Here is a 25182-nt window from a genome sequence, read left to right as displayed (position 1 = left end):
GATTAAGCTTTACAATATTGCAAAATGGCTTGGGATTGATGCCTACTGATTGCGTGAACAGGGTATCGAAATGTCTTTGCGAAACCCCGATGCCCTTCAATAGCCCGCTAATCGAAACATCGCCCTTATGCTTTATTATTTCCTGTACGGCATAATCAATGTACTGGAATTTATTTGTCCTCAACTCAACTCCTTTACATAACTGCAGCAATGCCTTTTCCAGGTTACCACAGGTTGCTTCAAATTCCTCTGTGATACAATCCCGTAAAACGCGTGCCAATGGAATATCATAGAGCTGAATCAGATTATTTGTTGTCAGATCGGCCGGAAAACCAAATAACACCTGTAATGTATGGGGGTGAAACCGGATGCCGTATAAGAGCGAATTATTTTCCAGCTCCAATGAATAACTGCGCATTGTTTGTCCTGCAAAAAACGCATCCGGTTCTTTTATCCAGTTCGCCTGTTCTGTCGTTCTTTTAGCATTTTTACCGGTAACATTAAAAATAATTTCATGGTGTCCATCTGGTAAAATATCCTCCCTGTAAACACTGTCGCCTACGTCATATACCTGCAATTGCCAGATTGATTTTACAATTGGCGACAAGGCTGTCGGTGTATATGTTCGAAGTGCTATCATAAATGAACAGTTGAAGATAACTGCTTTTTATATAAAATCATATCGCATTTCGAAAATCCTGATAGTAAAGTGCTGAACTAAAAGATCATCAAACAAAAAATTGCTTACTTTTATTCTGATAGTTATACCCGCAATTCATAACTATTCATTAATCAAAAACCTTTCTTATATGAAAAAATTACTCTCCGTAATGGCAGTTATTATGTTTAGCTGTCTTACCCAGGGATTTACCACTTCTTCTCCTCCATCGCTTGTCGGCATTAACTTTGCCAATACGAATGACAGTTCGCCTTCCAGGATCTATTTCAGAATTTATGTAGATGGCGTACTGGAGGTTGATATGGGAAGCAGTGAACATGGTTTAGGCTCTGTATCTGCCCCTGCAGGCAGCACTATCAAATTTGAAATGAGCACTACCCCACCCGATGGCGGTCCGGATGTAACTATCAGGGATGAAGCAACCAATACTAACCTGTTTTTACAAAACGATCCGGCTATAAATTATACAACATTCAGTTTTACAGCCGAAGATGGTCATGAATACTCCATCTGGACGCACTCATAAGTAATAATTACCGGTATACTATCAACGCCCCACGACTTGTCGGGGGCTTTTTTAAAAAAAAAGGAAATGCAACCGGTAAAACAGGGTTATTTCCTCATCCGGGAAAAAAGGTTATTTTTGTTCCTGTTAGGCATCTCATATCCTGAAAAATCCGACTTTATGACAAAACCTGGTATCCTTGACAAGAAAGACGATACTACTACCAGCAAACGCTCTCTTCGCTGGATCATACTTATCCCATTTATTATAGTATTGGGTGTATTAGCCGCCGTTGTAAGGGGTGGGGAATCTACTGACACCCTCAGCGCCCTGAAATCGGGTAAACCAAACCCCGCAGCTGCCACCGATGCCAAAGTAATAAAGGTGGTGCACGATAATATTATGGGGCTTGTAAAGGTTGAAAGTAACGACTACGAATATAAGAGCCTGGGTGGTATCTCGGGTCTGAAGATCACCGTAATTAACCCAACCGATTATATGCTCAACCGCGTACGGGTAAAAGTAACCTACATAAAAGCCAATGGTGGTATTTACGATACAAAAATGAAAGACTTCTATGGGATAAGACCCAAATCTGCTGAAACCCTTAAAATGCCCGACAGCAAACGGGGCACCAGCGTTAAGTATGAGATTATTACCATAAAGTCAAAAGACCTTGGCTTATAAATAAAGAGAGTGTATCATCCCTGATACACCCTCTGATTGCTCTCGCGGTTGCCCGCATTCATCTATGGTCCCGTTATAATCAAATGCGCTTTTAATTCAACATTGTTCTGAGTTTACTTTCGTTGATAATGGTAATGTAGCCTTCGCTTATTTCAATCAGCTTTTCCTGCCTGAACTCGCCCAGGGTCCTTATCAACGATTCGGTAGCCGTGCCGGCAATAGCGGCCAGGTTATCACGGCTGATCTTAATGGCATCTTTATATTTAAGGCTTAATAAGATCAATGCCTCTGCTACTTTTTTGCGAAGGGAATTATAAGCCAGGCCCAGCAGCAGTTGTTCCTTGTCGGTAATATCTTTAGCCAGCAGATTTATAAATTTGCGGGCCACCTGCCAGTCGGTTTCCATTATCCCTTCAAATTCATCTTTTGGGATAACCGCCAGCTCTGCATATTCAACAGCTACTGCGATATCTTTATATACCGTTTCTTCCAGCAACGCCACATATCCCAGGTACTCCCCTTCTCCATATATACCTGTAATAAGTTCTTTCCCTTCAGAATTACATTTATACGTTTTTACAATCCCTTTCTTGATATAGAATAACTGCACCGGGTGATTGCCTTCAGCATAGATCACCTCTTTCTTTTTATACTTATTTACGTTTGTGTTCAGGTTAAATAATGTCGTTAGTCTGTCCGTTTGATATTTGCGGGCGAAAGTGGTTGTGGCACTTTCGAAAATGGGCATAGCTTCCATTATTTTATGGCTTTGGTTGGTGTTGTTAACAACAAGCAATCTTTTCATTGTTCGTAAGTTTTATGATGGTCGTGGCGGTATTAACCGGTAATAAACTGGATAACATGTACAATGAACGGAATTAAGTGTTTTCAGAGAATTTCAGAACGTAAATGTATACGCCGCATTGAGTAACAGGACATTGATTAACGATAGGTTTTAAAGTAAATCAGGACTCAGAGTCGCTTCAGAGGAAATTATTGATTTGATTCGTTAGCGTTAGTAGGTCTCTCCATTAACTATACAACAAATATAACATTTATTTTAAATATTCATACCCTTCGAATTTTCTAAATGAATTTCCTCAATGCTTTATGTAAAATTTTATAAGAAGAAACCGTTACCCGGGCCCGTTTTCATGGGGCCCCTTACATTATAACAACAAGCTTATTAGCACCTTTTCATTGTATCCATCAACATTTTGAATGCAGCCTTTTGTTCTGTTGTTGCTTTTCCAAACTCGGCGGGGCAAAGCGATATGCCCAGTGATGGGTCATACTTCAACACGGCTACGCCTTCGCCAAAACAAAATTCCCAGTATATCATTTCGTTTTGCTTTTCCTTATTGCAAAAGGATATTCCTATCTCATGCCTGAGCCAATCTGCTGTAGTATAGAAAAAAGAAGTCTCACATCTTGAAGTCAGCACTACCTCTGGATATCCATTTTTCGTTTGCAATCTCATATAAAATTAATTTGGAGTTATAAGCGGTCAATGGAATTCGCAGGATATGTGGGAGGAGTGATATGTTATAGTAAGGTATGTTTTTTACGCATAAAAAACCATGACCGCCGTCATGCTTTGCGGGTATTTTTTGATTTCAAACAACAATTGATTTTAATCAAAATAATCTTAATCAAAGCGGGTCCCACAAAGCTTTGTATAACTTCTTCGTATATTAGTATCTGTTCGATAGGGTGGCATTTCGCAATTCACCCGATGTAATTTGGTATTTCAAGTATAGTTTAATTTCCGGTCGCAGCGTAGCTGGCCGGATTCATTTTTTTGGGCATCAACTGCACAAAGAACGTTCTTATCCTCTGTAGTTTTTTGTGTTGGAAACAGATCCGGCAGTTTCTGTCCGGATCTGTTTTTTTATACCAGGATCCGGAAAAACAGGCCTGCAAGAGAAAAAACACATCCATCTATTTTTCAATCGGTTATAAAAAGGGGCACTATTGTTATATTTGAGCTTTCTTACTTATTACCGAACACACATGGGCATATTTGCGGCGTACTCAACCACCAGTTTACTATTAATAGCATTATCGGCCTTTATAATCGGGCTTTCCAAGGCGGGGCTCAAAGGAATCGACATGTTGAATGTTACTATTATGACCATTGTGTTCGGCGGAAAGGCATCAACCGGTATTGTATTGCCCTTGTTGTGTGTGGCAGATGTAATGGCGGTAAAGTATTACCACCGGCATGCGCAATGGTCGCACGTAATAAAATTAATGCCCTGGATGGTCATTGGCATCCTGGTGGGCGTGTTTGTGGGCAAAGACCTGAATGAGGCTATTTTCAGAAAAGTGATGGCCACCATCATCGTGCTTACTGTAATAATAATGCTGGTGATCGAATTCCGCAAGACAATGGTGATGCCCAACAACAAATTATTTGTATCAGGTATGGGGTTGGTATCGGGTTTTACAACCATGCTGGGCAACCTGGCGGGCGCTTTTTCGAATATCTATTTTTTGGCCATGCGCTTGCCCAAGAACGATTTTATTGGAACCGGCGCCTGGATCTTTCTGATTATTAACTGGTTCAAACTACCCTTCCAGATCCTTTACTGGAATAATATTACCCCCACATCGCTATTGACCGATCTGGCGCTGGTGCCCTTTCTTATCCTGGGCTTCTGGTGCGGGTTAAAACTGGTAGCCCGGATAAAAGACGATCTGTATCGCCAGGTAGTGATCGTGCTCACACTCATTGGCGCCATCTTTATATTTTTAAAAAGATAAACCGGGTTAACTTTTCATTACATCAGATAATGCCTGTTTCAACTCTTCGGTGCTGGCATCTTTTAACAGGAACCCATGCACCCCTATCTGATAGGCTTTCACGACATAAGCTTTACTATTATGCATGGTAAAGAATACAACTTTTATGTAGGGCCAACGCTTTTTCAACTCAATGGCGGTTTCAAAACCATTCATTACCGGCATATTGATATCGAGCAGGCAGATGTCCGGTTCCGTATTCATTTCCGGTAATCTGTCAAGAAGGTCTTTCCCGTTTTCCGCCTCCAGCACCACCTTATATCCCAGTAAACTCAGGCGCAGATGTATGGCCTGGCGTAACATCATGTGATCATCTACAATAGCAATCGTAACAGACTGAACATTTTCCATAGCAACATTTTAGTCAAACAATTCCGGGGCATTCTATGGGGTACGGACTTCAATCTGACTGCTAATGCAGTTATATACAAAATAATTTAATAGTAACGAGACTAACAAATATGCGTGTGTGCATATGTCAAAAACTGACATTTTTTTTTGCTGGTAAATACTTTTATTTAGCTCACCTAATAGCTCGTTGTTTCAGGTCAACGAAATGCAAACCTGGTGCACCAAATACATCATTACATTTGCTGCACAGGCCAGTGCCCCAGCGTTAAGCTTTCAATATTTTGCGTAGGATCTCAACACAGCCTGCGAGTTCTTCCGGGGTGGAAGAAGCAAAACCCAGCCGGGTGGCATTCAGTACCGGCTTTCCTTCCTCATTCCTGAACCCTGCAGAAAAATACAGTTCCTGTTGCAGGGCCTTTTGTGTAAGGATGTTTAAATTAATGGCGGGATCGAAATGCGTCCATACGGCCATACCACCCACCGGTACCTGGAACTGCACATAGTCGCTCAGGTGGGTCTTTAACAATTCACAAAACACATCGCGCCGTTGTCGGTAAGTACGCACCGATTTACGCAGGTAGCGCTGTATAATGCCGTTCTGTAATAATTCAGCAATGGCGTTCTCCAACAGAATATCGCCCTGGCGGTCAACAATGCGTCGCAACATGGCCAGGTGACGGATCACGTTTTCTGATGCCACCACATACCCCACCCTGAATGCAGGGGAGATTGTTTTGGTAAAAGAACCGCAATAGATCACCATCCCGGCTTTATCGGCGCTGGCCAAAGGCAACAGCGGTTTGCTCAGGTAATGAAAATCGTAATCATAATCATCTTCAAAAATGATAAAACCGTATTGCTCCGCCAGGCGAAGCAGCTCAATGCGCCGGTCGGCCCGCAGGGCCGTAGTAGTGGGATAAAAATGATGCGAGGTAACATACACCATGCGCACTTTTTGTTTGCGGCAAATGGCCGCCAGCTCCTCCACCACAATCCCATTTTCATCGACCGGAATTTTTAACAGGTTGGCGCCCCCTTGTAAAAAATTCATATTGGCTCCATTGTAGTTCAACTCTCCTACCACCACATTATCGCCCGGATTCAAAAAGGCAGTGCAGGAAAGATACAACCCCATTACCGTGCCCCGGGTTATCAGGATGTTCTCTGGCGTCACCTTCAACCCGCGCGTATCATTTAAATAATCCGCCAGCACCTGTCGTAACCACAAAGCGCCCATGGTATCGCCATACCCTAAGCGCACATAGGGATTGCCGGTAAGCAACTGTGTTCTGTAAGCCCGCGCCAGTTCTTCCAGCGGCGCCAGGCGCGAATCGGGGAAACCATCATCGAGGTGGTATTTATGCTTCGACCAAACGGCCGGCCTGTCCAGATGCGGCGTGGCTTCAAATTCAAAGCCCGCTGTTTGTGCCGGGTTAAAATTGTTGCCGGAACCGTTCAGTAAACTACGTGGTTGTATTTCCGGCAAATGCCTGGCTACATAGGTTCCGCTTCCCGTCCGGCTCTCCAGCCAGCCCTGCGCCAGCAATTCATCATACGCCTGGATCACCGTTTTGCGGTGTACCTGCAACCATTCGGCCATTTGCCGGGTGCTGGGCAGGCGGTGGCCGGCCTGCAGGTTACCATCTTTTATAAAAACCATGAGCTGGTTGGCAATCTGCAGGTATACAGGTTGCAAACTGTCTTTTTCGATCGCAATAAGGGTTGAAAGTGCCTGCATAAGAAAAGTGGACTACTGACTATATACAAACCGGATGATTACACCCATCCAATAAAGGTACAATTTTGTAAAAAATTCAACCAAATATGGCTCCACAGTCACATCTTATTCCCAGCAGAGGTGCTAAACGGGCGCATTATGACAAAGAGGCGATCTATTCCATTTTAGACGAAGCGCTTTTCTGCACAGTCAGTTACGTATTTGAAAACAAACCATTCACCATTCCCACTGCTTTTGTGCGCCGCGAAAATAAATTGTACATCCATGGGTCTGTAGGCAGCCATTTTATTTGGGAACTGGAAAAAGGGGGACCGGTTTGCATTTCGGTAACGCTTATAGATGCACTGGTGGTGGCCAAATCGGCGTTCTCTCACTCTGTGAATTACCGCTCGGTAGTGCTTTTTTCGAAGGGTGAAAAAATTGAAGAACCTGCCATGAAATGGAATGTTCTGGAATGGCTTACCAATAAAATTGTACCCAACAGCTGGGATTACCTGCGGCCTATGAAGGAAAATGAGGTGCGCAAAACAACGGTTTTGGCGTTTGACATCGATGAAGTTTCTGCAAAAACCCGCAATGGCATGCCGAATGATGAGGAAGAAGACAAACCCTTACCTATTTGGTCAGGCATTATTCCCATTGAAACCAGCCGCCGCGATCCGGTTCCGGATGAGCTAAGCCGTGATATCCCTTTGCCAAAGCACCTGATGCCAAAAAGTACGCAGAACGTTTAACCTTTTACTTTTTCTGCAGCAGCTTTTACAGGCGGTTGTGTTTTAGCTGAAGTTAAAGGCACTTTATGCCGTTGCCGGTATAAGATAAACCCATACGTAAACATGGAAATGGAGATGATGGCAATCAGCACACTCCATTTTTTGTTGCTGTTATCCAGCGAGTGTTTGCTTTCATTATAGCTATCTACCGTTAATAAGGGATCGCCATTCATGGTAAGACTATAGGTGTAAATGGTCGTCCACTGGTAATTGGTTTCAAAATATCCCGGGGCTTCGGTTTTCCTGATCTTAACGGCGTATTCATGCTTCAGAACTGACAGTTCCACCGGGGTTCCCCGCCCGGCGCCCAGGAGCTGTTTGGCATTGATGGAATTGAACCCCACGGCATCGATATTAAAGTTGATGCCCGGGTATTCGATCAAATACAATTGAATAGACCCGTATGCATTTTTGCTGGAAGGCACTTTGATCTCAGGCGGCATGCTGAGCTGTCCGCTTAAGGTAATGAGCTTGCTGCCATCGACTGAAAACTCAGGGGAGATCACCGACTTGATGGTAAAGCCCAACAGGAATGAACCCACGATCATCAGCATCACGCCTGTGCCCCTGTTCTCGAAGCGGGCATCGCGTGTAATGGGCAATTCAAATTTTTGCTTTATTCGCCAGAGCTGTAGTTGATGGATCAGATCTTCGAAGTTATTGAGCAGGAGTTCGGGCAGCACCACATCATCGCCCGTTGTTTTTATAATAACATAATTGATCTGTTTGCGGGTAGTAATGCCGTAGGCCGTTATTTCTGACTTATCAACTATGCGTGAAGAGAAACGCCACTTTACGGTAAGCTGTTCTTCGTAAATATCCACCGCCTTAAAACCCTGCATGGTTACCAGCAGGATAAAAAAGAAGAAAAGCGTGAGGCTGGTGGCGGCCACCAATACATCTACCTGCACATACCGGTACGCAAAAGCATGCTGAAAAATGTAGAACGAAATAACCGACATCATCGAAAACAGGATCAGGATCAAAAGCCACTGCCGGTTGTTGAATTTTCCTTTTGATATTGGCGCCATGGTTGTAATGTATGATATCCCACTAATATTACATTGACAAGATAGACAAAATAAGGCAGACGGCAGATGGCAAACGGCAAAAATGTCTGCCGTCTGCCATCTGCCGTCTGCCAATTGGCGACTTAATAACTAAACTTTATTTTACAAACCGCTGCGTTACCAGCTTACCCTGTATCGAATAGGTCAACACATAGATCCCCGGCGAAAGCGAGTTAATGTTGATCCGGTTCGATACCGGCCTTACCAGTAGTACCTGTCGCCCGGTGATATCGTATATGCGAACAGGAATGCCTGCCAGGTTGGGCGCATTAAACAGTTTCAGCTCCTGTTGACCGGGCAGATTGGAGATAGTAGTTTCAGTTGGCGACGCCATTGACATTCGCGCCGTAGCTGTAGCCGCGATCACCAGGGAAGAAACTTTATCGTTCCAGCCATCATCAACCAAACAGGCGTCACTGGCGGTTTTAACCAGTGTAGAGCCGGCATAATTATCGTCCCAGTACAGGGTGACCCTGTACCCACTTTGCACTTGCAGGGAAGATATATCATCATTTACAATGCCAAACGACTGCAACCTGCTTAAGGTATAACTGCCTGCAGCCAGTCCTACCGCTGTGCCGGCATAATTACAATCCTTATAGAAGGTGGCTACAGCTGGGCCGCTACTCCCATTAAAGACATTGTTGATGGCTGCCGCATACGCCGCCGTTCCGGAAGTATTATCAAAATCATCGTATAACCACATAAAGCCGCCTTTTATATTGCAGCTGTTTTTCCAGGTGGTTAACTGGCTTTGCACCTGGCTGGTTGTTTTTTCCGCATCCCACAACCCGGCATACACCGGAATGCTTCCAAAATTCCAGTTACAGGGATTGTTACCGGCACCACCCGAATAGCATTGCAGGTCAACCCGGTCAACTGTACCTGGGCGTTGGTTATTAGTATTGGTGGCAACGCCGGTCCAGAAGGCGCTGGATGTATAAGGCACCAGTGATACTTTGAATCCCAGGCCACCCAACATCACCGCAAAAGCAGTGGCCGAATTGACATCGTAGGTAGTTTCATCATCAAAGCCAATGGCATCTACTGTAGGAAAGGCGCTCCTGATTGCCTGAAAATTCCTGTACAGGATGCTGGTTGAACCGGTGCCCTGCGAAGCGATCAGGTCTTTGATATTGGCAAAGGTGCTCGATCCCCAGGCGGCTAAACAAAACTCCACCCGGTTAATAGTGGTGGGCGCCGTTTTCAGCGAAGCAATATCGCCGGCAAAATTGGGATAAGAAGAACCGCCGATGTATGATCCATTTTGCACCAATGGAAACTCGGCATTGAAATTCAGGTTGCCGCTGGCATCGATGTGAATGGTCCATACTACTACACAGGTAAAGCCGGAGCCTTTTAATTCACTGATGGAATAACTGCGGTTTTTATACACCGGTCCACCGGCGTAAATACCGGAGTTCGCGAATGTTATTTGAACCAGGCATATTAAAATGCATATGGCAAGGATCTGTTTCATGATTAATTGTTTTTTACAAACTGTTGAGTAATGGTGTTATCCTTGTTTAGAATAACCAGTGTATATACACCGGCAGCAAGCTTTGAAACATCGAACCGGTTATTGACCAACCGGCCGCTGATTACTTCCCTACCCATCACATCCAGTATTCTCAATGTAGAACCGGTAATGGATTGCGTAGTATTGAACCGCAACTCATTGGTAACCGGGTTGGGATAAATACTCAACCGGCTATCAGTGGTCACTTCCGTTGTTGTTCTTGCTGCGGCCAGACTGGTAGTAGTTACTTTAAGCGATGAGGCCAGGTCGTTGAAATTGTTTGGCACCAGGCAGCTGGCATCGGCTGTGAGTGTAACGGATGTACCGGTGAAATTATCATCCTGGAACAATTGCAGCTGGTAACCACTGTTCACTTTTAAAGAGGAGATATCATCATTCAATACACCCATATCCTGTAACTGGCTCAGGGTATAATTTCCAACGCCTAATGTGGTTACATAGCCGCCATAATTACAATGCTTGTACACATTCACCACGCCCGTTCCATAAGCAAAAGGAAAATCGATGCGAGCCTGGTTGAACTGCGTTTCAAAAGTTGATGTCCAGCCGAAAGCAGCAGTAGCCAATGGCTTCAGGCTTACCCCGGCTGCACCACTCCAGAAATGAATGAACTCGCCCCAGTTCATATCGCGCGAATACGTGCTGCCGCTTTTGGGGAAATACTGCGCCAGCAAAGTAAAGAAGCGGTTCAATGCCTGGGCACCTCCATAGTTATGATAAATAGGATAGAACCAATCACGGAACCAGTGCGTGCCGGCAACTGGTAGATCCGCGGTCGAGGTTTGCATCAGGTTGTACCAGCGTGTGGCTTCACTGGTTTTACCTAAACCCAGGTATACATCATAGATAAAGATCTCCGCCCATTTGCTATCGCCCCAAAGCGGAAAAGCCGGCGAACCTTTTACGCCCTTGCTGGCGCCTTCTACAATATGCGCTACTTCGTGGGTGGAGATATCCAGGTCGTTACCGGTGCCGCCGCTTGTCCAGGGACCGGGACCTACATCTATCACATTACGGTTGTCGTGACTGGCATCGAAATACGTGGAAGGATGACCGCCACTGTATTTACCCGTGTGGTAAATGGCAAACAAATGCGGATCGGTGCCAAAAGCGCCATATACATTCTTTACATAGCGCCACACATCGCCCATGTAAGTATAAGGCCAGGTAACGGAACTGCTGACGTCATTGTCGTAATAAACAGCCACATCATTGTCGTAGAATTTACGGTTGAGCAATTGGTTGTGTTCAAACCAATGCTCCTGCCAGGTGGCCGGCGGCGTTTGCGCCATGATGGTTTGTGCAATACAGGTAAAAATAAAAGTGTAAATGATCTGTTTCATAGTATATGAGGTTTGGTTTGGTGAATGGTCAATACATCCTTATACTGTATGCTTCGCGTTTTATGCGGCACACAGTACAACAAAAGAATTCCTTGCTGCCTTTATTGAACAGCAGCTTATTTAACAGGAGGTACACCAGGTTGGGCAAATGAAATAATACGGTAGGTCTACGGATGATATTAACCCGCGGATATAACTTCTAATAGAGTAGTACTAAGTTATCCTGTTTAGCAAGTATAAGCCAATACATCTACTGGTGAGATGGGAAAATTATTTATTCACATAGCAGAGTTCCTATATATCTATAGACAATAGGCAATGAACAATTGGTAAGTGGAGAGGATCAATGATCGTTCAATGGCATCCCGCGTTCCTGAAATTCTTTCCAGTTTATGTATTCATCACCTTTTCTTTGTTCAACCATAGTGATGCAATCATCAACCGGACAAATCAGCTTACATAAATTACAACCTACACATTCGTCTTCTTTTATTGTATATGTATTATATGGTCTTCCATACTGCAAGTTGATCGATTGATGCGAGCCATCTTCACAGGCAATATAACAAAGCCCGCAGTGAATACATTTATTCTGATCTATATTGGCAACGATGTGATAATTGATATCCAGTTCTTCCCATTGGGTAAGATGCGGCACTGATTTACCAATGAAATCAGTAATGGTGTTGAACCCTTTTTCATCCATCCAGTTATTGAGTCCTTCACACATATCTTCAACAATGCGAAAACCATGTTTCATTGCCGCCGTACACACTTGTACAGTGGTGGCCCCTAGTAACATAAATTCAACTGCATCTTTCCAGGTACTTACACCACCTATACCAGAGATGGGCACTTTAGAAGTCACCGGGTCCTGGCTGATAGTAGCCAGCATTTTGAGCGCAATGGGTTTTACTGCCGGACCGCAGTAACCGCCAAAAACGGATTTACCCGCCACATAGGGATTGGGCACAAAAGTATCCAGGTCGATGCCCGTTACCGATTGTATGGTATTAATAAGAGACAATGCATTGGTACCCGCTTCAACAGAAGCCTTTCCGGTTGGTACCACAGAATGTACATTAGGCGTCAACTTGGTGATGACCGGAATGGTTGCTTTTTCCATTACCCATTCAACTACTAATCTCGCAATTCCGGGGTCCTGTCCTACTACGGCGCCCATGCCGCGTTCCGTCATTCCATGCGGGCAACCAAAGTTCAACTCCAGACCATGCGCGCCGGTATCTTCCACCTGGGCAATCAGCTCATGCCATTTCTCGCGGGTATTGTCAGCCATCAGCGAAACGATCATTGCCCTGTCGGGAAATAATTTAATGCATTCTTTTATTTCGCGCAGGTTCAGTTCCAACGGGCGGTCACTGATCAATTCAATATTATTGAAACCCATTATTTTGCTGCCGTTGTAATTTACAGCAGAATAACGGCTCGACACATTCTTCACCTGGCTACCCAGCGTTTTCCAAACCACACCACCCCAGCCCGCTTCAAAGGCCCGCAGCACATTGATCTTTTTATCAGTAGGCGGTGCACTCGCTAACCAAAATGGATTAGGAGATTTTATACCAAGAAAATTCGCAGTAATGTCAGCCATAGGAATGCTTAGTTTATTAGTTTTTTAGTTTGTTAGTTCGTTAGTTATTGAGTTATTAAGTTCTATTTCCAATGAACTAATAAACTCAATAACTTAATAACCTACAAACCTGCCACATATTCCAAAATCGCCGCTGCCCCCACTTTCCCTGCCTGAACAGCATCCACCACTTCTTTACCTCCGTTCACACAATCGCCCCCTGCAAATACGCCGGGAATATTGGTAGAACCATTCTTTTGCGATACGATCTTTCCATGAGCATGTTGTAATTGATTATTGTTAACCAGCTCTTCAAATGGAATTTGTCCGGCCGCTTTAATGACCATATCTGCTTCCAGGATAAATTGCTCACCCGATTCAATAGGTGAACGGCGGCCACTGGCATCGGGTTCGCCCAATTGCATGAGGTTACATACCAGTTGAGTTACTTGTCCGTTCTCACCTTTTATCATAGCAGGCGCCGCGAGCCAGATGATGCGACAGCCATCCAGTTTAGCAATATTCAGTTCAGTTTCCGTACAGGGCATTTCTTCCTGTGTTCTGCGATATGCCAGCGTCACTTCTTTGGCGCCCAACCGCTTTGCTTGTGTTGCCGCATCGATCGCCGTCATACCCATACCAATCACTACCACTTTATCACCTACCGGTACTTTGTCGTATGTACCTGACCGGATCTCATAAATAAATCGGATGGCATCTACCACGCCTTCCAGTTCTTCACCTGGAATATTTAATTGCCGGGCAAGGCCCACACCAAAACCCAGGTACACTGCATCATAACTTTTTTGTAGTTCAGCCAGGGTAATGTGCTTACCCAGTTCCTGGTTGTATTTTATATCGATGCCGCCAACCGATGTTATATACTTCACCTCTTCTTCGCAAAAGGCCGGCGTTACTTTATAGGCAGCGATCCCATAGGTCATTAAGCCGCCGCCCTTGCTTTCCTTTTCATAAATAGTTACGTCAATACCTTCCCTGCTTAGCACATGCGCACAACTCAACCCCGCAGGACCAGCTCCTACAATCGCCACTTTTTTCCCGGTAGATGGCTTCCGTTCAAACAGTTTCCATTTCTTCTCCAGCGCTTGTTCGGTAGCATATCGTTGTAACCGGGCGATGGATATAGGTGTTTCTTCCATCAGGTTATATACACAGGAACCTTCACATAATTTCTCAACCGGGCAAACGCGTGAACAACCGGCCCCCATAATATTGGAGACAAAGATGGTATGCGCAGAACCTTTTACATTGTCTGTACTGATCTGCTTAATGAACTTAGGAATGTTGATCTCAGTAGGACAACTCTTGATACAGGGCGCGTCATAACAAAACAAACAACGATTGGCCTCCACCAGCGCCGATTCCCTGCTATCGAATGGGGGGTGAATATCGCTGAAGTTTTGTTCGTACGCCGAAGCTGTTAACCGGTTGCTTTTTATTGGCATGAATTCAATTTATAGTTACAGTTCAACGAGCTTTCCATATGTTTCTGGTCTTCTGTCTCTATAGAACTGCCAGATACTTCTTACCTCTTCAATCATGTCCAGATCAAATTCGGCTACCAGCAATTCATCTTTATCTTCCGATGCCTGGGCAAATATTTGTCCGCGCGGATCAACAAAATAAGAGGAACCATAAAACTTACCCAGGTTCCAGGGCTTTTCCTGTCCTACCCGGTTTATACAACCCATAAAATACCCATTGGCCGCGGCATGCGCCGGTTGTTCCAGCTTCCACAGGTATTGCGATAAACCGGCAACAGTAGCCGATGGATTATAAACGATCTCTGCGCCATTCAACCCCAGCACGCGGGCTCCATCGGGAAAATGCCTGTCATAACAGATATACACACCTACTTTTGCATACCGCGTTTGAAACACCGGATAACCCAAGTTCCCAGGTTTAAAAAAGAACTTTTCCCAAAAACCGGAGGTATGCGGAATATGGTTCTTGCGATATTTACCCAGATAGGTCCCATCTGCATCTATCACCGCTGCGGTGTTGTACAACACACCGGCCTGTTCTTTTTCATACACCGGAACAATCATCACCATGTTATATTTTTTGGCGTAGGTTGCCATCCGTTCTGTAGTTGGCCCCGGCACAGTTTCAGCCGATTCGTACCACGCCCTGTCCTGGCCCGGACAGAAATACGGTGTGTTAAAGATCTCCTGCAAACAAAGGATCTGCACACCCTGCTGGCCGGCCCGTTCTATATATGGAATATGCTTTTGCACCATTGCCTCCTTGATCTCTTCAATAGTTCCCTCTCCCTCCGTTTTCGGCAGACTCATTTGAATTAAACCCGATTTAATAATTCTAGCCATGGATATATTATTTGGTTCTTTAGTAATTGAGTTCTTAGTTTTGGGTCGCCGCGTCGAGGCCTCTGCCTTCTGCCCTTTGCCTTTTGCCCTGTTTTTAAATCTTCCCTTCCACTTTATTCCGTTTAATAAACTTCCCATACCCTTTTTCCACCAAACACTTCTCATTATCTATCGCCACCTTTCCACGTAAGATCACCGTCTTCACTTTCCCGGTGATCGGCCAGCCTTCATATGCGGAGTAGTCAACATTCATGTGATGCGTGCTTGCAGAAATCTCATGCGTTTCATGGGGATCAAAGATCACGATGTCGGCATCGCTACCCGGCGCCAGCGTTCCCTTCCGCGGGAACATGCCAAATATTTTCGCCGGATTGGTACTGGTTACTTCCACATATTTATTCAGCGTGATCTTTCCTTTATGCACGCCTTCACTATATAACAATTCCATGCGGTTCTCAATGGCAGGATGCCCATTCGGGATCTTTGAAAAATCATCTTTACCCATGAGCTTTTGTTCCCATTTAAACGGACAATGATCCGTTGCCACCACCTGCACCAAACCCTGGTTGATGCCAGCCCACAAAGTAGCCTGGTCCTTCGGTTGGCGCAACGGCGGACTCATTACCCATTTGGCGCCTTCAAAATCATTTTCATATAAAGAAGCATCCAGTATCAGGTACTGAATACAGGTTTCTACAAACACTTTCTGGTTACGCCGGGTAGCATTGCGCACTGCATTCAACGCGCCTTCGCAAGTGAGGTGAACAATATAACCGGGACAACCGGTATACCAGGTCATATCGACAAATCGTTCAGATGCTTCCGCTTCGGTTATTTCTGGTTGTGATATGTAATGATATAAGGGCGATAATTTCTTTTCTGCACGATGTTTGGCCACCAGGTAGTCGATCATATCGCCATTAGTGGCATGTACATTTATGAGCCCACCATATTTTTTCACTTCTTCCATCAACCCAATCATTTGCCGGTCATCGATCATCAGCGCACCCTTGTAAGCCATAAAGGTTTTGAAGGAAGTGATACCTTCCTTCTCTATCATCTTTTGTATTTCGGTACGCGTGTTATCATTGAAATCGGTCACCGCCATATGGAAACTATAATCGCCCACACAATTATTATCAGAACGTGAGCGCCATTCATCAAGCGCGGCGTGCAACGAGTTTCCCTGTTTTTGCAGAATAAAATCAATCACCATCGTGGTGCCGCCGAATAAAGCAGCCCGCGTACCGGTTTCATAATTATCGCTGGAGAACGTACCCATGAAGGGCATATCCAGGTGTACATGCGGATCGATTCCGCCCGGAAAAACCAGTTTACCTGTAGCATCGATCTCCGTATCCGCGTTCACTCCCAGATTTCTGCCGATAATTTGTATGGTTTCATCCTCCACAAATATGTCGGCTATAAAATCCGCGTCAGCAGTAATGATCCGTCCGTTTTTAATCAATAGCGACATGGAATGTTTCTTCTTTAACGGTGAGAGAATCTGATACCAGGGGTTTATAATTACGCATCATGAACAAATAAGAAAGCCCCGAAATAAGGAATCCAACAAACCAGGCATAATTATATAAATTCGAGATCCAGGCAGGCACACTGTCTGGTGCTATTACTTTTATCGTTGTCAGAAAGCCGGGAATATTTGGAATGACCCCCATCAATAACGCCAGGAGAGCGGACTGATTAAAACCCTTGCTGTATGTGTATTGCCCTTGTAATTTATACAGATCGGTTGTGGCCAGTTGTTGTTTGCGAATGAAATAATAATCGGCGATCATGATCCCACCCACCGGACCTAACAAACTGGAATAGGCAATGAGCCAGGTAAAAATATAACCGGAGGGATCGGCAATCAGCTTCCAGGGAAAGATGAGGACGCCCAGTACACCCGTAATATAACCTCCTTTACGGAAATTTATTTTTGAGGGCGCCAGGTTGGCAAAGTCATTGGCCGGACTAACAATATTTGCAGCTATGTTCGTTGCCAGCGTTGAAATAGCCACCGCCAGCATGGCTACAGTCACCAGTAACTTGTTCTCGAATTTACCCGCTAATACTACCGGGTCCCAAATGGTATTGCCATAAATGATGGCAGTGGCAGATGTAACCACTACGCCAATAAAGGCAAATAACGTCATGGAAGGCGGCAGGCCAATGACCTGTCCTCTTATTTGTGCCCGCTGACTTTTAGCATAGCGGGTAAAATCAGGAATATTGAGCGATAAGGTTGCCCAGAACCCAACCATACCCGTTAGTGCCGGGAAGAAAAAATGAAAGAAATCCGAACTTGTAGTAAATTTTGAAGGTTGTTGTAAAATGGGCCCTAATCCATGAGATGCATTGATGGCCCAGAACAATAATGCCAATGCCGCCACTGGCAGAAAGATGGCTTTGAACACCAGCAGCTTCCTAATGCTTTCAACACCCAGGTATACAATAAACATATTGAGCGCCCAGAAACCTAAAAAGCAAATAAAAGGAATAGCCTGCGGAAATAAAGAAGCAGCATCTATCTGGGGCAACGTCGGATTCCATACCCTGATCATTTGATAAATTGCGGCGCCTCCTATCCAGGTTTGGATCCCAAACCAGCCACAGGCTACAATGGCCCTTAACAGGGCGGGAATGTTGGCGCCCCGAACGCCAAAACTAGCCCGGGCAAAGACAGGAAAGGGAATGCCATACTTCGCACCGGCATGTCCGTTAAGGATCATGGGTATCAGTACAATGGTATTTCCCAGGAAAATAGTGAGGATGGCCTGCCACCAGTTCATTCCTCCGCCTATCAATGAGCTGGCCAGCATATAAGTAGGAATACACAGGCTCATGCTGATCCACAAGGCGGCGTAGTTCCAGGTATTCCATTTGCGATTGGTTACCGGAACGGGTGCAAGATCTTCACTATATAGTGATTCATTTTTCATCGAAAGGTGATTAATGCCGGGACGCCTTTCCTCAATTTACAAATTCATCCGCAATTTTGATCGCCTCGCTTATCATGGACAGTCCTTCATCTACTTCTTCTTTTGTAATACACAGCGGCGGGGCAATAAAAATATAATTCCAGCGAACGAAGGTATACATGCCCTGCTCTTTCAGTTTGGCCGCCACTTTGTTCATGATGACCATTTCGTCGGGTTTGGCGTTAAATGGCGCCATAGGCTCTTTCGTCGCCCTGTTCTTCACCAGTTCGATACAACCCAGCAAACCGGTATTCCTGAAGTCGCCTATGCTGGGATGCTTTTGTTTCAACAGCTCAACCTGTTCATCAATATAATGACCCACGTTGGTGGCATTTTCCAACAGGTTCTCATCTTCATATATTTTCAGGGTTTCCAACCCTGCGGCACAACTTACCGGGTGAGCAGAATAAGTCAACCCCAGCCACAACACCCGGTCGTTAAAGTATTCGGCAATTGTATCGCTTACGATCAGGGCGCCCAGCGGCAGATACCCTGCTGTTATTCCTTTCGCCGCAGCAATAATATCAGGCACTACGCCATGATAATCCACGCCAAACCATTTGCCGGTTCGGCCAAACCCACTCATTACTTCATCAGCGATCAACAGGATGTTGTGTTTATCGCACAGTGCGCGTACTTTTTGTAAATAATCAGGCGGATATTTTATACAGCCCGATGAACCACTTTCTCCTTCCATAAGAATGGCGGCGATAGTTCCCGGCCCTTCAAATTCAATCACTCTTTCCAGGTGGCTCACGCATTCCCGGCTGCAGGAAGTAATTTCCTTTCCCCAGGGACAGCGATAACAATACGGATCTTCCACATGTACAAAATTAGGCGCCTGTTGTGCATCAGCTGCGAGTTTACGAGGATCGCCACCGGCTGTCATGGCCCCGTAAGAAGCGCCGTGAAAAGCCCGATACCGCGCAATGATCTTATGCCTGCCTGTATATAACCGGGCAAGTTTGATGGCATTTTCAATCGCAGAGGCCCCGCAAACTGTAAACAGGGTTTTCGTTAATCCCGGTGGGGTTATCGAGGCCAGCTTCTTACCTAACTCACCCCGCACTTTAGTAACGCAGCTGGGGGTTACATAGCTTACCTGCTGCATTTGTTCCATAACGGCCTGAGTTATCCGCTGATTACCATGACCAATATTCACATTCATTAAGCCGGAAGAAAAATCGAGGTACCGTTTGCCATCATAATCATATAAATACACGCCCCTGGCATATTTCACCGCAATAGGCGCGATGCCTTTTTGTTTGCTCCAGGAGAAAAGCGTATAATCCATGTTGTCACGGATTATCTCTTGAGTTTCTGATATATTTAATGTGTTTGACATGATATTTCAATTTAAAGGCAATAGGCAGTGGGCAGTGGTGAATCGTGAAACGGCAAACGTGAAACGTGAAAGGTTTCGCGAAATTTAAGCTCTCCGCCAACTGATTAACTGGTCAATTTGTTAACTTTTCAACCTTGTTACTCCGTTAACCTCTATCAACCCTATCAACTCCATCAACCCCCTCCATTATTTCTCCTAAACTTCTTCTTCCTCGTTAACTTGTCAACTTGTTAACTTGTTAACTTGTTAACTTGTTAACTTGTCAACTTGTCAACTTGTCAACTCTATCAACTTCCTACTTTATTCCACTTAACTTTCTACTACCTGGTTAACTGGTCAACTGGTTAACTGGTCAACTCAAACTCAAACTCAACTCATCCAATTCACCCCCGCCTCAGGATTCCATTTCACCGTCGACTTCTTAAGCTTGGTAAAGAACTCAATAGAACTTTTACCCGTTATATCGCCTACTCCGAATTTGCTTTCATTCCAGCCGCCGAAAGAGAAGGGTTCGCGGGGTACGGGCACCCCAACGTTAACCCCGATCATACCGGCGCTGGCCCTGTCGATGACATAGCGCGCCATTCCGCCGTTTTGTGTAAATACCGATGCCGCATTGCCATACGGATTGGCATTTTCGATAGCCAGGGCTTCATCCACCGTATTGGTGCGCATGATGCTGATCACGGGCCCGAAGATCTCTTCTTTGGCTACCGCCATATCTGGTTTCACATAATCAATAACGGTAGGGCCTACGTAGGTCCCTTTTTCTTTGCCGGGGACCGATGCATTACGGCCATCGAGCAGGATGCGGGCGCCCTGCGCTTCGGCCTCGGTTATATAATGTTCGATCCTTTCTTTTGATTCCTTGTTGATCACTGCGCCCAGGTTCTGACCGGGCACTATCTTCCTGGCTTCTTCACATATTTTTTGAATGATATGATCCACATCGCCCACGGCTACCATGGCCGATGCGGCCATACAACGTTGCCCCGCGCAGCCGCTCATGGAGGCCGCGACGTTTTGTGCGGTCATGTCAGCTTTGGCGTCGGGTAATACCAGCAGGTGATTTTTGGCGCCGCCCAATGCCAGGCACCTTTTATAATGATGGGTAGAGCGTTGATACACGATCTTCGCCACTTTGGTACTGCCTACAAACGATACGGCAGCAATACCCGGATGATCACAAATGGCATTCACAATGGCGCTGTCGCCATTCACTACATTGAACACCCCATCGGGCAGGCCCGCTTCTTTTAATAATTGCGCCAGCCGGCCTACACTCAGCGGTACTTTTTCAGATGGTTTTAGGATCATACAATTACCCAGCGCAAGCGCATTGGGGATTGTCCAGTTGGGCACCATGCTGGGAAAATTGAACGGCACAATGGAGGCTACCACGCCCAGCGGTACGTGTTCAGTGCGGCACTCAACGCCTTTACTCACTTCCAGCACCTCACCCGTAACCAGTTGTGGCAACGACGTAGCAAACTCAGTGAGCTCGATGCATTTCTCAATTTCGGCAATGGCTTCACCCATTGTTTTTCCATTCTCTTCACTAACGAGTGCAGCCAGTTCTTTTAAATGGGTTTCCAGCAAGTGCCGGTACCGGAACAGCACCTGCACCCTTTCTTTTATGGGCGTATGGCTCCAGGCAGGAAACACGATCTTCGCGGCCCGCACCGCAGCATCCAGATCTTTTGGCGTTGATAAAGGAACCGTTGACAACAAAGTTCCATCGAGTGGAGAAATAACAGGCAGTGTTTGGTCTGTTGACGCATTCACAAACTGTCCATTTATATAGTTCTGAACAGGCAAGTACTTCATGAGGAGAAAATTTTAGTACTACAAATTTTGCAGAAACAAGTCCAGTAAATTAAAATTAATTTAGTACGTGGCCAAAAAATAGATAATATTTTTATTTTTGTTGCATCTTTGTCATATGGAGAAAAACGGTTTCCCACTCGATGAACTTGATTTTGCGATCCTGTCGTTTTTGCAAAAAGACGGCCGGATGTCGTTTACCGTTATTGCAGAAAAGCTGAATGTATCAATCGGCACCGTTCGTACCCGGGTGAATAAATTAATTGAAGAAGGCACCGTCAATATTATTGGCCGGGTAAATCCCGATAAAGTTGGCTTCAGGGCCTATGCCCACATTGCGGTTTTTGTGCGGCCGGCCACTTTTAAAGAAAAGGTGGCGCAGAAGATCTCAAAATTACCGGAGGTAAGCTTTCTCGCCATGACATCGGGCGATTATGACCTTGAAGTCGATGTCATGTGCCGCGACAATGATCACCTGGTGCAGTTTATCAATGAGATCTCAAAATTTGAAGGCGTATATCAAACCAAAACTACGCTGTACTTCAAAGTGTACAAGTACGCCCAACCTGACCTGAACTTATTAAAATAGACTGCTCCCTATTCAGCCATCCTTCCTTTTTTACCCGCCTTTTACTCTTCATCCAAATTTTACGGGCGAAACAGGTATTTAACAATAAAGGAACATTTGTGATACCAATACGATACAAACCCGATCCAGATATGCTACTCACCAGGCTTATTCTTTGCCCGGATTTTGCTAACTTTAAAAGAAACCGGCTTTTCCATTGATCAAATTCATTCTCAATAATGCAGCTATTGCCACGAGTCTGCCCCCAGGCATGGTGCTGCTTGACTTCGTGCGGTATCACCAGCATTTGACAGGCACCAAAGTGGGCTGTAATGAAGGCGACTGTGGCGCCTGTACTATGTTAGTGGGTGAACTGAAAGACAATGAATTGCGTTACCGGTCCCTCACCAGCTGCCTCACTCCTTTAGGCAATGTGCACGGTAAACACGTGGTGACCATCGAAGGGTTGAATATGGAAGGATTGAATCCCATTCAACAGGCTATGTATGATGAATCGGCCACCCAATGCGGATTTTGCACGTCCGGTTTTGTGGTATCCCTTGCAGGCTTTTGTTTAAGCGGCCAGAGCGCCACCCCACAAAATGCCATTGCTGCGGTTGACGGGAATATCTGCCGTTGCACCGGGTATAAATCCATTGAACGGGCAGCCGGCCAAGTAGCGCAATTAATGCAGGCCAGACAAGAGGCAGAACCTGTGTCGTTTGTTTCAGACAATCATATTTTGCCAGACTGGTTTGCCGGTATTAAACAGCGGTTACATTTATTACGAACCGAATTGAACGGACAACTTCACCCAACCGATGCCAGGGAATGGGTAAGCGGCGGAACGGACGTATACGTGAAAAAGCACGATATCATGAAAGAAACACCCATCCGCTTTCTGTTCAATGATTCAAACCTGAAAGGAATTTCTCAACAAGGTAACCGGTGTATCATTGGTGCTGCGGCAACGGTGACTGATCTGTATGAATCGCCGATTATGCAGCAACACTTTCCACGCCTGGCCGATCATATAAAACTGGTTTCTTCTACCCCTATCCGTAATATTGCTACAGTTGGCGGCAATTTGATCAACGCCTCCCCCATCGGGGATCTCACAATATTTTTACTGGCGCTGGATGCCACATTAGTATTCACAAATGACGAACAACAAAGGGAGTTACCACTCAGGCAATTGTATAAAGGGTATAAAAAGTTAGACAGGCAGGCTGATGAACAACTGGCGGCTGTTTCATTTGAATTGCCCGGCCGCAATATGCACTTCAATTTTGAAAAAGTAAGCAAACGCACCAATCTGGATATTGCCAGCGTAAATTCCGCCTGCTGTTGCGTTATAGAAAATGAGCAAATCCGTGACATTCGGATTTCAGCTGGGGGTGTGGCGCCCGTGCCAAAACTGCTTGAACAAACAAATGCCTTTTTAAAAGGACAGCCAGTTAATGATACAACCATCAACCAGGCCATCACAATTGCTCAATCAGAAATTACACCCATCAGTGATGCCCGCGGAACTGAAGCATATAAGCGATTGCTTTTGGGCCAGTTGATAAAAGCCCATTTTATGATGGTTTCGCAAAACAGTGTTCATTAATCATTACGCGTTATGAAAAATATCGATGCCTATACACACCTGCGGGGTGAATCCATTTACCTGGACGATATTCCGCTGATCCAGGGTACTTTGTTCGGCGCCTCGTTTGGGTCGCCGGTGGCGCATGGCGTCATTACCAGTCTGGATACCAGTGATGCAGCTGCCTTGCCCGGTATTGTTCGCATCTTTACTCATAAAGATATAACCGGTGAAAACCAGATTGGTGGCATTGTACCCGATGAGCCCTTACTGGCCGATCATGAAGTGCATTTTTGCGGTATGCCCGTTGCTTTTGTTGTGGCCGAATCAATTGACGCAGCCCGTGCCGCAGTAAAAAAAATAAAAGTAACTATTGACCCATTACCGGTGATCACCGATCCGCGGGAAGCAAAGGCTTTGGAAGAACTCATTATTCCCCCACGCACTTTTCAATTAGGCAATATCAATGAAGCCTGGTCACAGTGTACGCATATTTTTGAAGGTCGCGCCGATACCAACGGACAGGAACATTTGTATATTGAAACACAAGGGGCCTATGCGGTTCCGCAGGAACAGCATGCCATCAAAGTATATTCCTCCACCCAGGGGCCAACCGCTGTACAACGCGCCGTTAGCCGTGTACTGGGATTGCCCATGCACCAGGTAGAAGTGGAAGTAAACAGATTGGGGGGCGGTTTTGGCGGCAAGGAAGATCAGGCGAACACCTGGGCAGCGCTGTGTGCACTGGCAGCACATCATTTAAAACGGCCGGTTAAATATTCGTTGCATCGCATGGAAGATATGGCCATGACGGGTAAGCGCCATCCTTATTCCGCCGACTTCAGGATTGGGTTGAACCAGGAACTGAAGATCATCGCATATGAAGTAACGTTTTACCAGAATGCCGGCGCTGCTGCTGATCTGTCGCCCGCAGTAATGGAACGCACATTGTTCCATTGCACCAACTCTTATTTTATTCCAAATGTAAAAGCAACCGCCTATAGCTGCAGAACGCATTTACCACCCAACACCGCCTTTCGTGGTTTTGGCGGACCGCAAGGCATGTTTATGATAGAATCAGCGATTGCAAAGGCTGCAGAAACATTGGGAGTAGCAGCTTCTGTTATTCAGGAGAGGAACCTGTTGCAAACCGGTGATGAATTTCCTTACGGACAAAAAGCGCAAAATGAAGCGCCTGAATGCTGGCACAAAGCCACTGCTTTGTACAACCTCACAGCCCTGCGCAAAGAAGCAGACGCATTCAATGCTGCTAATAAATGGTATAAAAAAGGTCTTGCATGCATGCCGGTTTGTTTTGGCATCTCATTCACCAAAACATTGATGAACCAGGCCAGGTCATTGGTGCATGTGTATACCGATGGCAGCGTAGGCATTACCACCGGCGCTGTTGAAATGGGTCAGGGCGTGAACACCAAGATC

The 25182-nt window shown here is 45.5% G+C and carries 22 protein-coding genes; 7 read left to right on the top strand and 15 right to left on the bottom strand.

All coding sequences use genetic code 11. The features are described 5' to 3' along the window. Positions 1–640: DUF6597 domain-containing transcriptional factor (locus tag ACJ751_RS24180; protein ID WP_407748106.1), on the bottom strand; the 640-nt coding region annotated here is incomplete at its 3' end. A 169-nt stretch (positions 641–809) separates the two neighbouring features. Here ACJ751_RS24180 and ACJ751_RS24175 point away from each other — a divergent pair. Next, a complete protein-coding gene (locus tag ACJ751_RS24175) occupies positions 810–1205 on the top strand; it encodes a hypothetical protein (protein WP_407748105.1) in 396 nt (131 codons plus the stop codon). Between the two features lie 66 nt (positions 1206–1271). Then, positions 1272–1871 (top strand): hypothetical protein, encoded by a 600-nt coding sequence (locus ACJ751_RS24170; RefSeq protein WP_407748104.1) that lies wholly within the window; start codon positions 1272–1274, stop codon positions 1869–1871. A 91-nt stretch (positions 1872–1962) separates the two neighbouring features. On the opposite strand, the gene ACJ751_RS24165 is transcribed toward ACJ751_RS24170, so the two are convergent. Continuing rightward, complete coding sequence (locus ACJ751_RS24165; RefSeq protein ID WP_407748103.1) at positions 1963–2676, bottom strand: Crp/Fnr family transcriptional regulator; 714 nt, start codon at positions 2674–2676, stop codon at positions 1963–1965. 381 nt (positions 2677–3057) lie between these two features. Continuing rightward, on the bottom strand, positions 3058–3213 hold the full coding sequence (locus ACJ751_RS24160; RefSeq protein WP_407748102.1) for a hypothetical protein: 156 nt from the start codon (positions 3211–3213) through the stop codon (positions 3058–3060). 671 nt (positions 3214–3884) lie between these two features. Between ACJ751_RS24160 and ACJ751_RS24155 the strand changes: the two genes are divergently transcribed. Beyond that, positions 3885–4637: a sulfite exporter TauE/SafE family protein gene (locus tag ACJ751_RS24155; protein WP_407748101.1), complete on the top strand. Its 753-nt coding sequence runs from the start codon at positions 3885–3887 to the stop codon at positions 4635–4637. Between the two features lie 6 nt (positions 4638–4643). On the opposite strand, the gene ACJ751_RS24150 is transcribed toward ACJ751_RS24155, so the two are convergent. Continuing rightward, complete coding sequence (locus ACJ751_RS24150; protein ID WP_407748100.1) at positions 4644–5027, bottom strand: response regulator transcription factor; 384 nt, start codon at positions 5025–5027, stop codon at positions 4644–4646. 265 nt (positions 5028–5292) lie between these two features. Next, a complete protein-coding gene (locus tag ACJ751_RS24145; protein ID WP_407748099.1) occupies positions 5293–6765 on the bottom strand; it encodes a PLP-dependent aminotransferase family protein in 1473 nt (490 codons plus the stop codon). An 86-nt stretch (positions 6766–6851) separates the two neighbouring features. On the opposite strand from ACJ751_RS24145, the gene ACJ751_RS24140 reads away from it, so the two are divergent. After that, complete coding sequence (locus ACJ751_RS24140) at positions 6852–7499, top strand: pyridoxamine 5'-phosphate oxidase family protein (RefSeq protein WP_407748098.1); 648 nt, start codon at positions 6852–6854, stop codon at positions 7497–7499. On the opposite strand, the gene ACJ751_RS24135 is transcribed toward ACJ751_RS24140, so the two are convergent. From ACJ751_RS24135 to ACJ751_RS24090, 10 genes are all read right to left on the bottom strand, one after another. Next, on the bottom strand, positions 7496–8569 hold the full coding sequence (locus ACJ751_RS24135) for a hypothetical protein (RefSeq protein WP_407748097.1): 1074 nt from the start codon (positions 8567–8569) through the stop codon (positions 7496–7498). The two genes, ACJ751_RS24140 and ACJ751_RS24135, sit on opposite strands and share 4 nt — an antisense overlap. Before the next feature lie 136 nt (positions 8570–8705). Next, on the bottom strand, positions 8706–10088 hold the full coding sequence (locus tag ACJ751_RS24130; protein ID WP_407748096.1) for a T9SS type A sorting domain-containing protein: 1383 nt from the start codon (positions 10086–10088) through the stop codon (positions 8706–8708). Between the two features lie 2 nt (positions 10089–10090). Then, entirely contained in the window at positions 10091–11491 is a 1401-nt protein-coding gene (locus tag ACJ751_RS24125) for a T9SS type A sorting domain-containing protein (RefSeq protein WP_407748095.1), read from the bottom strand. A gap of 343 nt (positions 11492–11834) precedes the next feature. Beyond that, positions 11835–13103, bottom strand: coding sequence for an NAD-dependent dihydropyrimidine dehydrogenase subunit PreA (preA, locus tag ACJ751_RS24120; RefSeq protein WP_407748094.1), 1269 nt, complete (start codon positions 13101–13103; stop codon positions 11835–11837). A gap of 101 nt (positions 13104–13204) precedes the next feature. Next, complete coding sequence (locus ACJ751_RS24115; protein WP_407748093.1) at positions 13205–14548, bottom strand: NAD(P)-dependent oxidoreductase; 1344 nt, start codon at positions 14546–14548, stop codon at positions 13205–13207. A 15-nt stretch (positions 14549–14563) separates the two neighbouring features. Next, the gene (locus ACJ751_RS24110; protein ID WP_407748092.1) at positions 14564–15430 is read right to left on the bottom strand and encodes a nitrilase-related carbon-nitrogen hydrolase; all 867 of its coding nucleotides are present in this window, start codon (positions 15428–15430) and stop codon (positions 14564–14566) included. 94 nt (positions 15431–15524) lie between these two features. Next, positions 15525–16907 (bottom strand): dihydropyrimidinase, encoded by a 1383-nt coding sequence (gene hydA / locus ACJ751_RS24105; RefSeq protein WP_407748091.1) that lies wholly within the window; start codon positions 16905–16907, stop codon positions 15525–15527. After that, positions 16891–18375 carry an NCS1 family nucleobase:cation symporter-1 gene (locus ACJ751_RS24100; RefSeq protein ID WP_407748090.1) on the bottom strand — a complete coding sequence of 495 codons (1485 nt, stop codon included), beginning with the start codon at positions 18373–18375 and terminating at the stop codon, positions 16891–16893. Before ACJ751_RS24100 ends, hydA begins: the two co-directional genes overlap by 17 nt. Positions 18376–18406: 31 nt before the next feature. Further along, on the bottom strand, positions 18407–19759 hold the full coding sequence (locus ACJ751_RS24095) for an aminotransferase class III-fold pyridoxal phosphate-dependent enzyme (RefSeq protein WP_407748089.1): 1353 nt from the start codon (positions 19757–19759) through the stop codon (positions 18407–18409). A gap of 369 nt (positions 19760–20128) precedes the next feature. Then, positions 20129–21586: a CoA-acylating methylmalonate-semialdehyde dehydrogenase gene (locus ACJ751_RS24090; protein ID WP_407748088.1), complete on the bottom strand. Its 1458-nt coding sequence runs from the start codon at positions 21584–21586 to the stop codon at positions 20129–20131. Between the two features lie 115 nt (positions 21587–21701). On the opposite strand from ACJ751_RS24090, the gene ACJ751_RS24085 reads away from it, so the two are divergent. The 3 genes from ACJ751_RS24085 to ACJ751_RS24075 form a co-directional block, all read left to right on the top strand. Then, the gene (locus ACJ751_RS24085) at positions 21702–22172 is read left to right on the top strand and encodes an Lrp/AsnC family transcriptional regulator (protein WP_407748087.1); all 471 of its coding nucleotides are present in this window, start codon (positions 21702–21704) and stop codon (positions 22170–22172) included. 196 nt (positions 22173–22368) lie between these two features. Then, on the top strand, positions 22369–23763 hold the full coding sequence (locus ACJ751_RS24080) for an FAD binding domain-containing protein (RefSeq protein ID WP_407748086.1): 1395 nt from the start codon (positions 22369–22371) through the stop codon (positions 23761–23763). Between the two features lie 12 nt (positions 23764–23775). Then, the coding region (locus tag ACJ751_RS24075; protein ID WP_407748085.1) for a molybdopterin cofactor-binding domain-containing protein at positions 23776–25182 on the top strand (1407 nt) is incomplete at its 3' end.

Origin of the sequence: Niastella sp. (assembly GCF_045805085.1) — a bacterium.
In the GTDB taxonomy this organism is placed as follows: Bacteria; Bacteroidota; Bacteroidia; order Chitinophagales; family Chitinophagaceae; genus Niastella.
The sequence above is the reverse complement of the archived record's forward strand: the minus strand, read 5'-3'. Positions and strand labels throughout refer to the sequence as shown.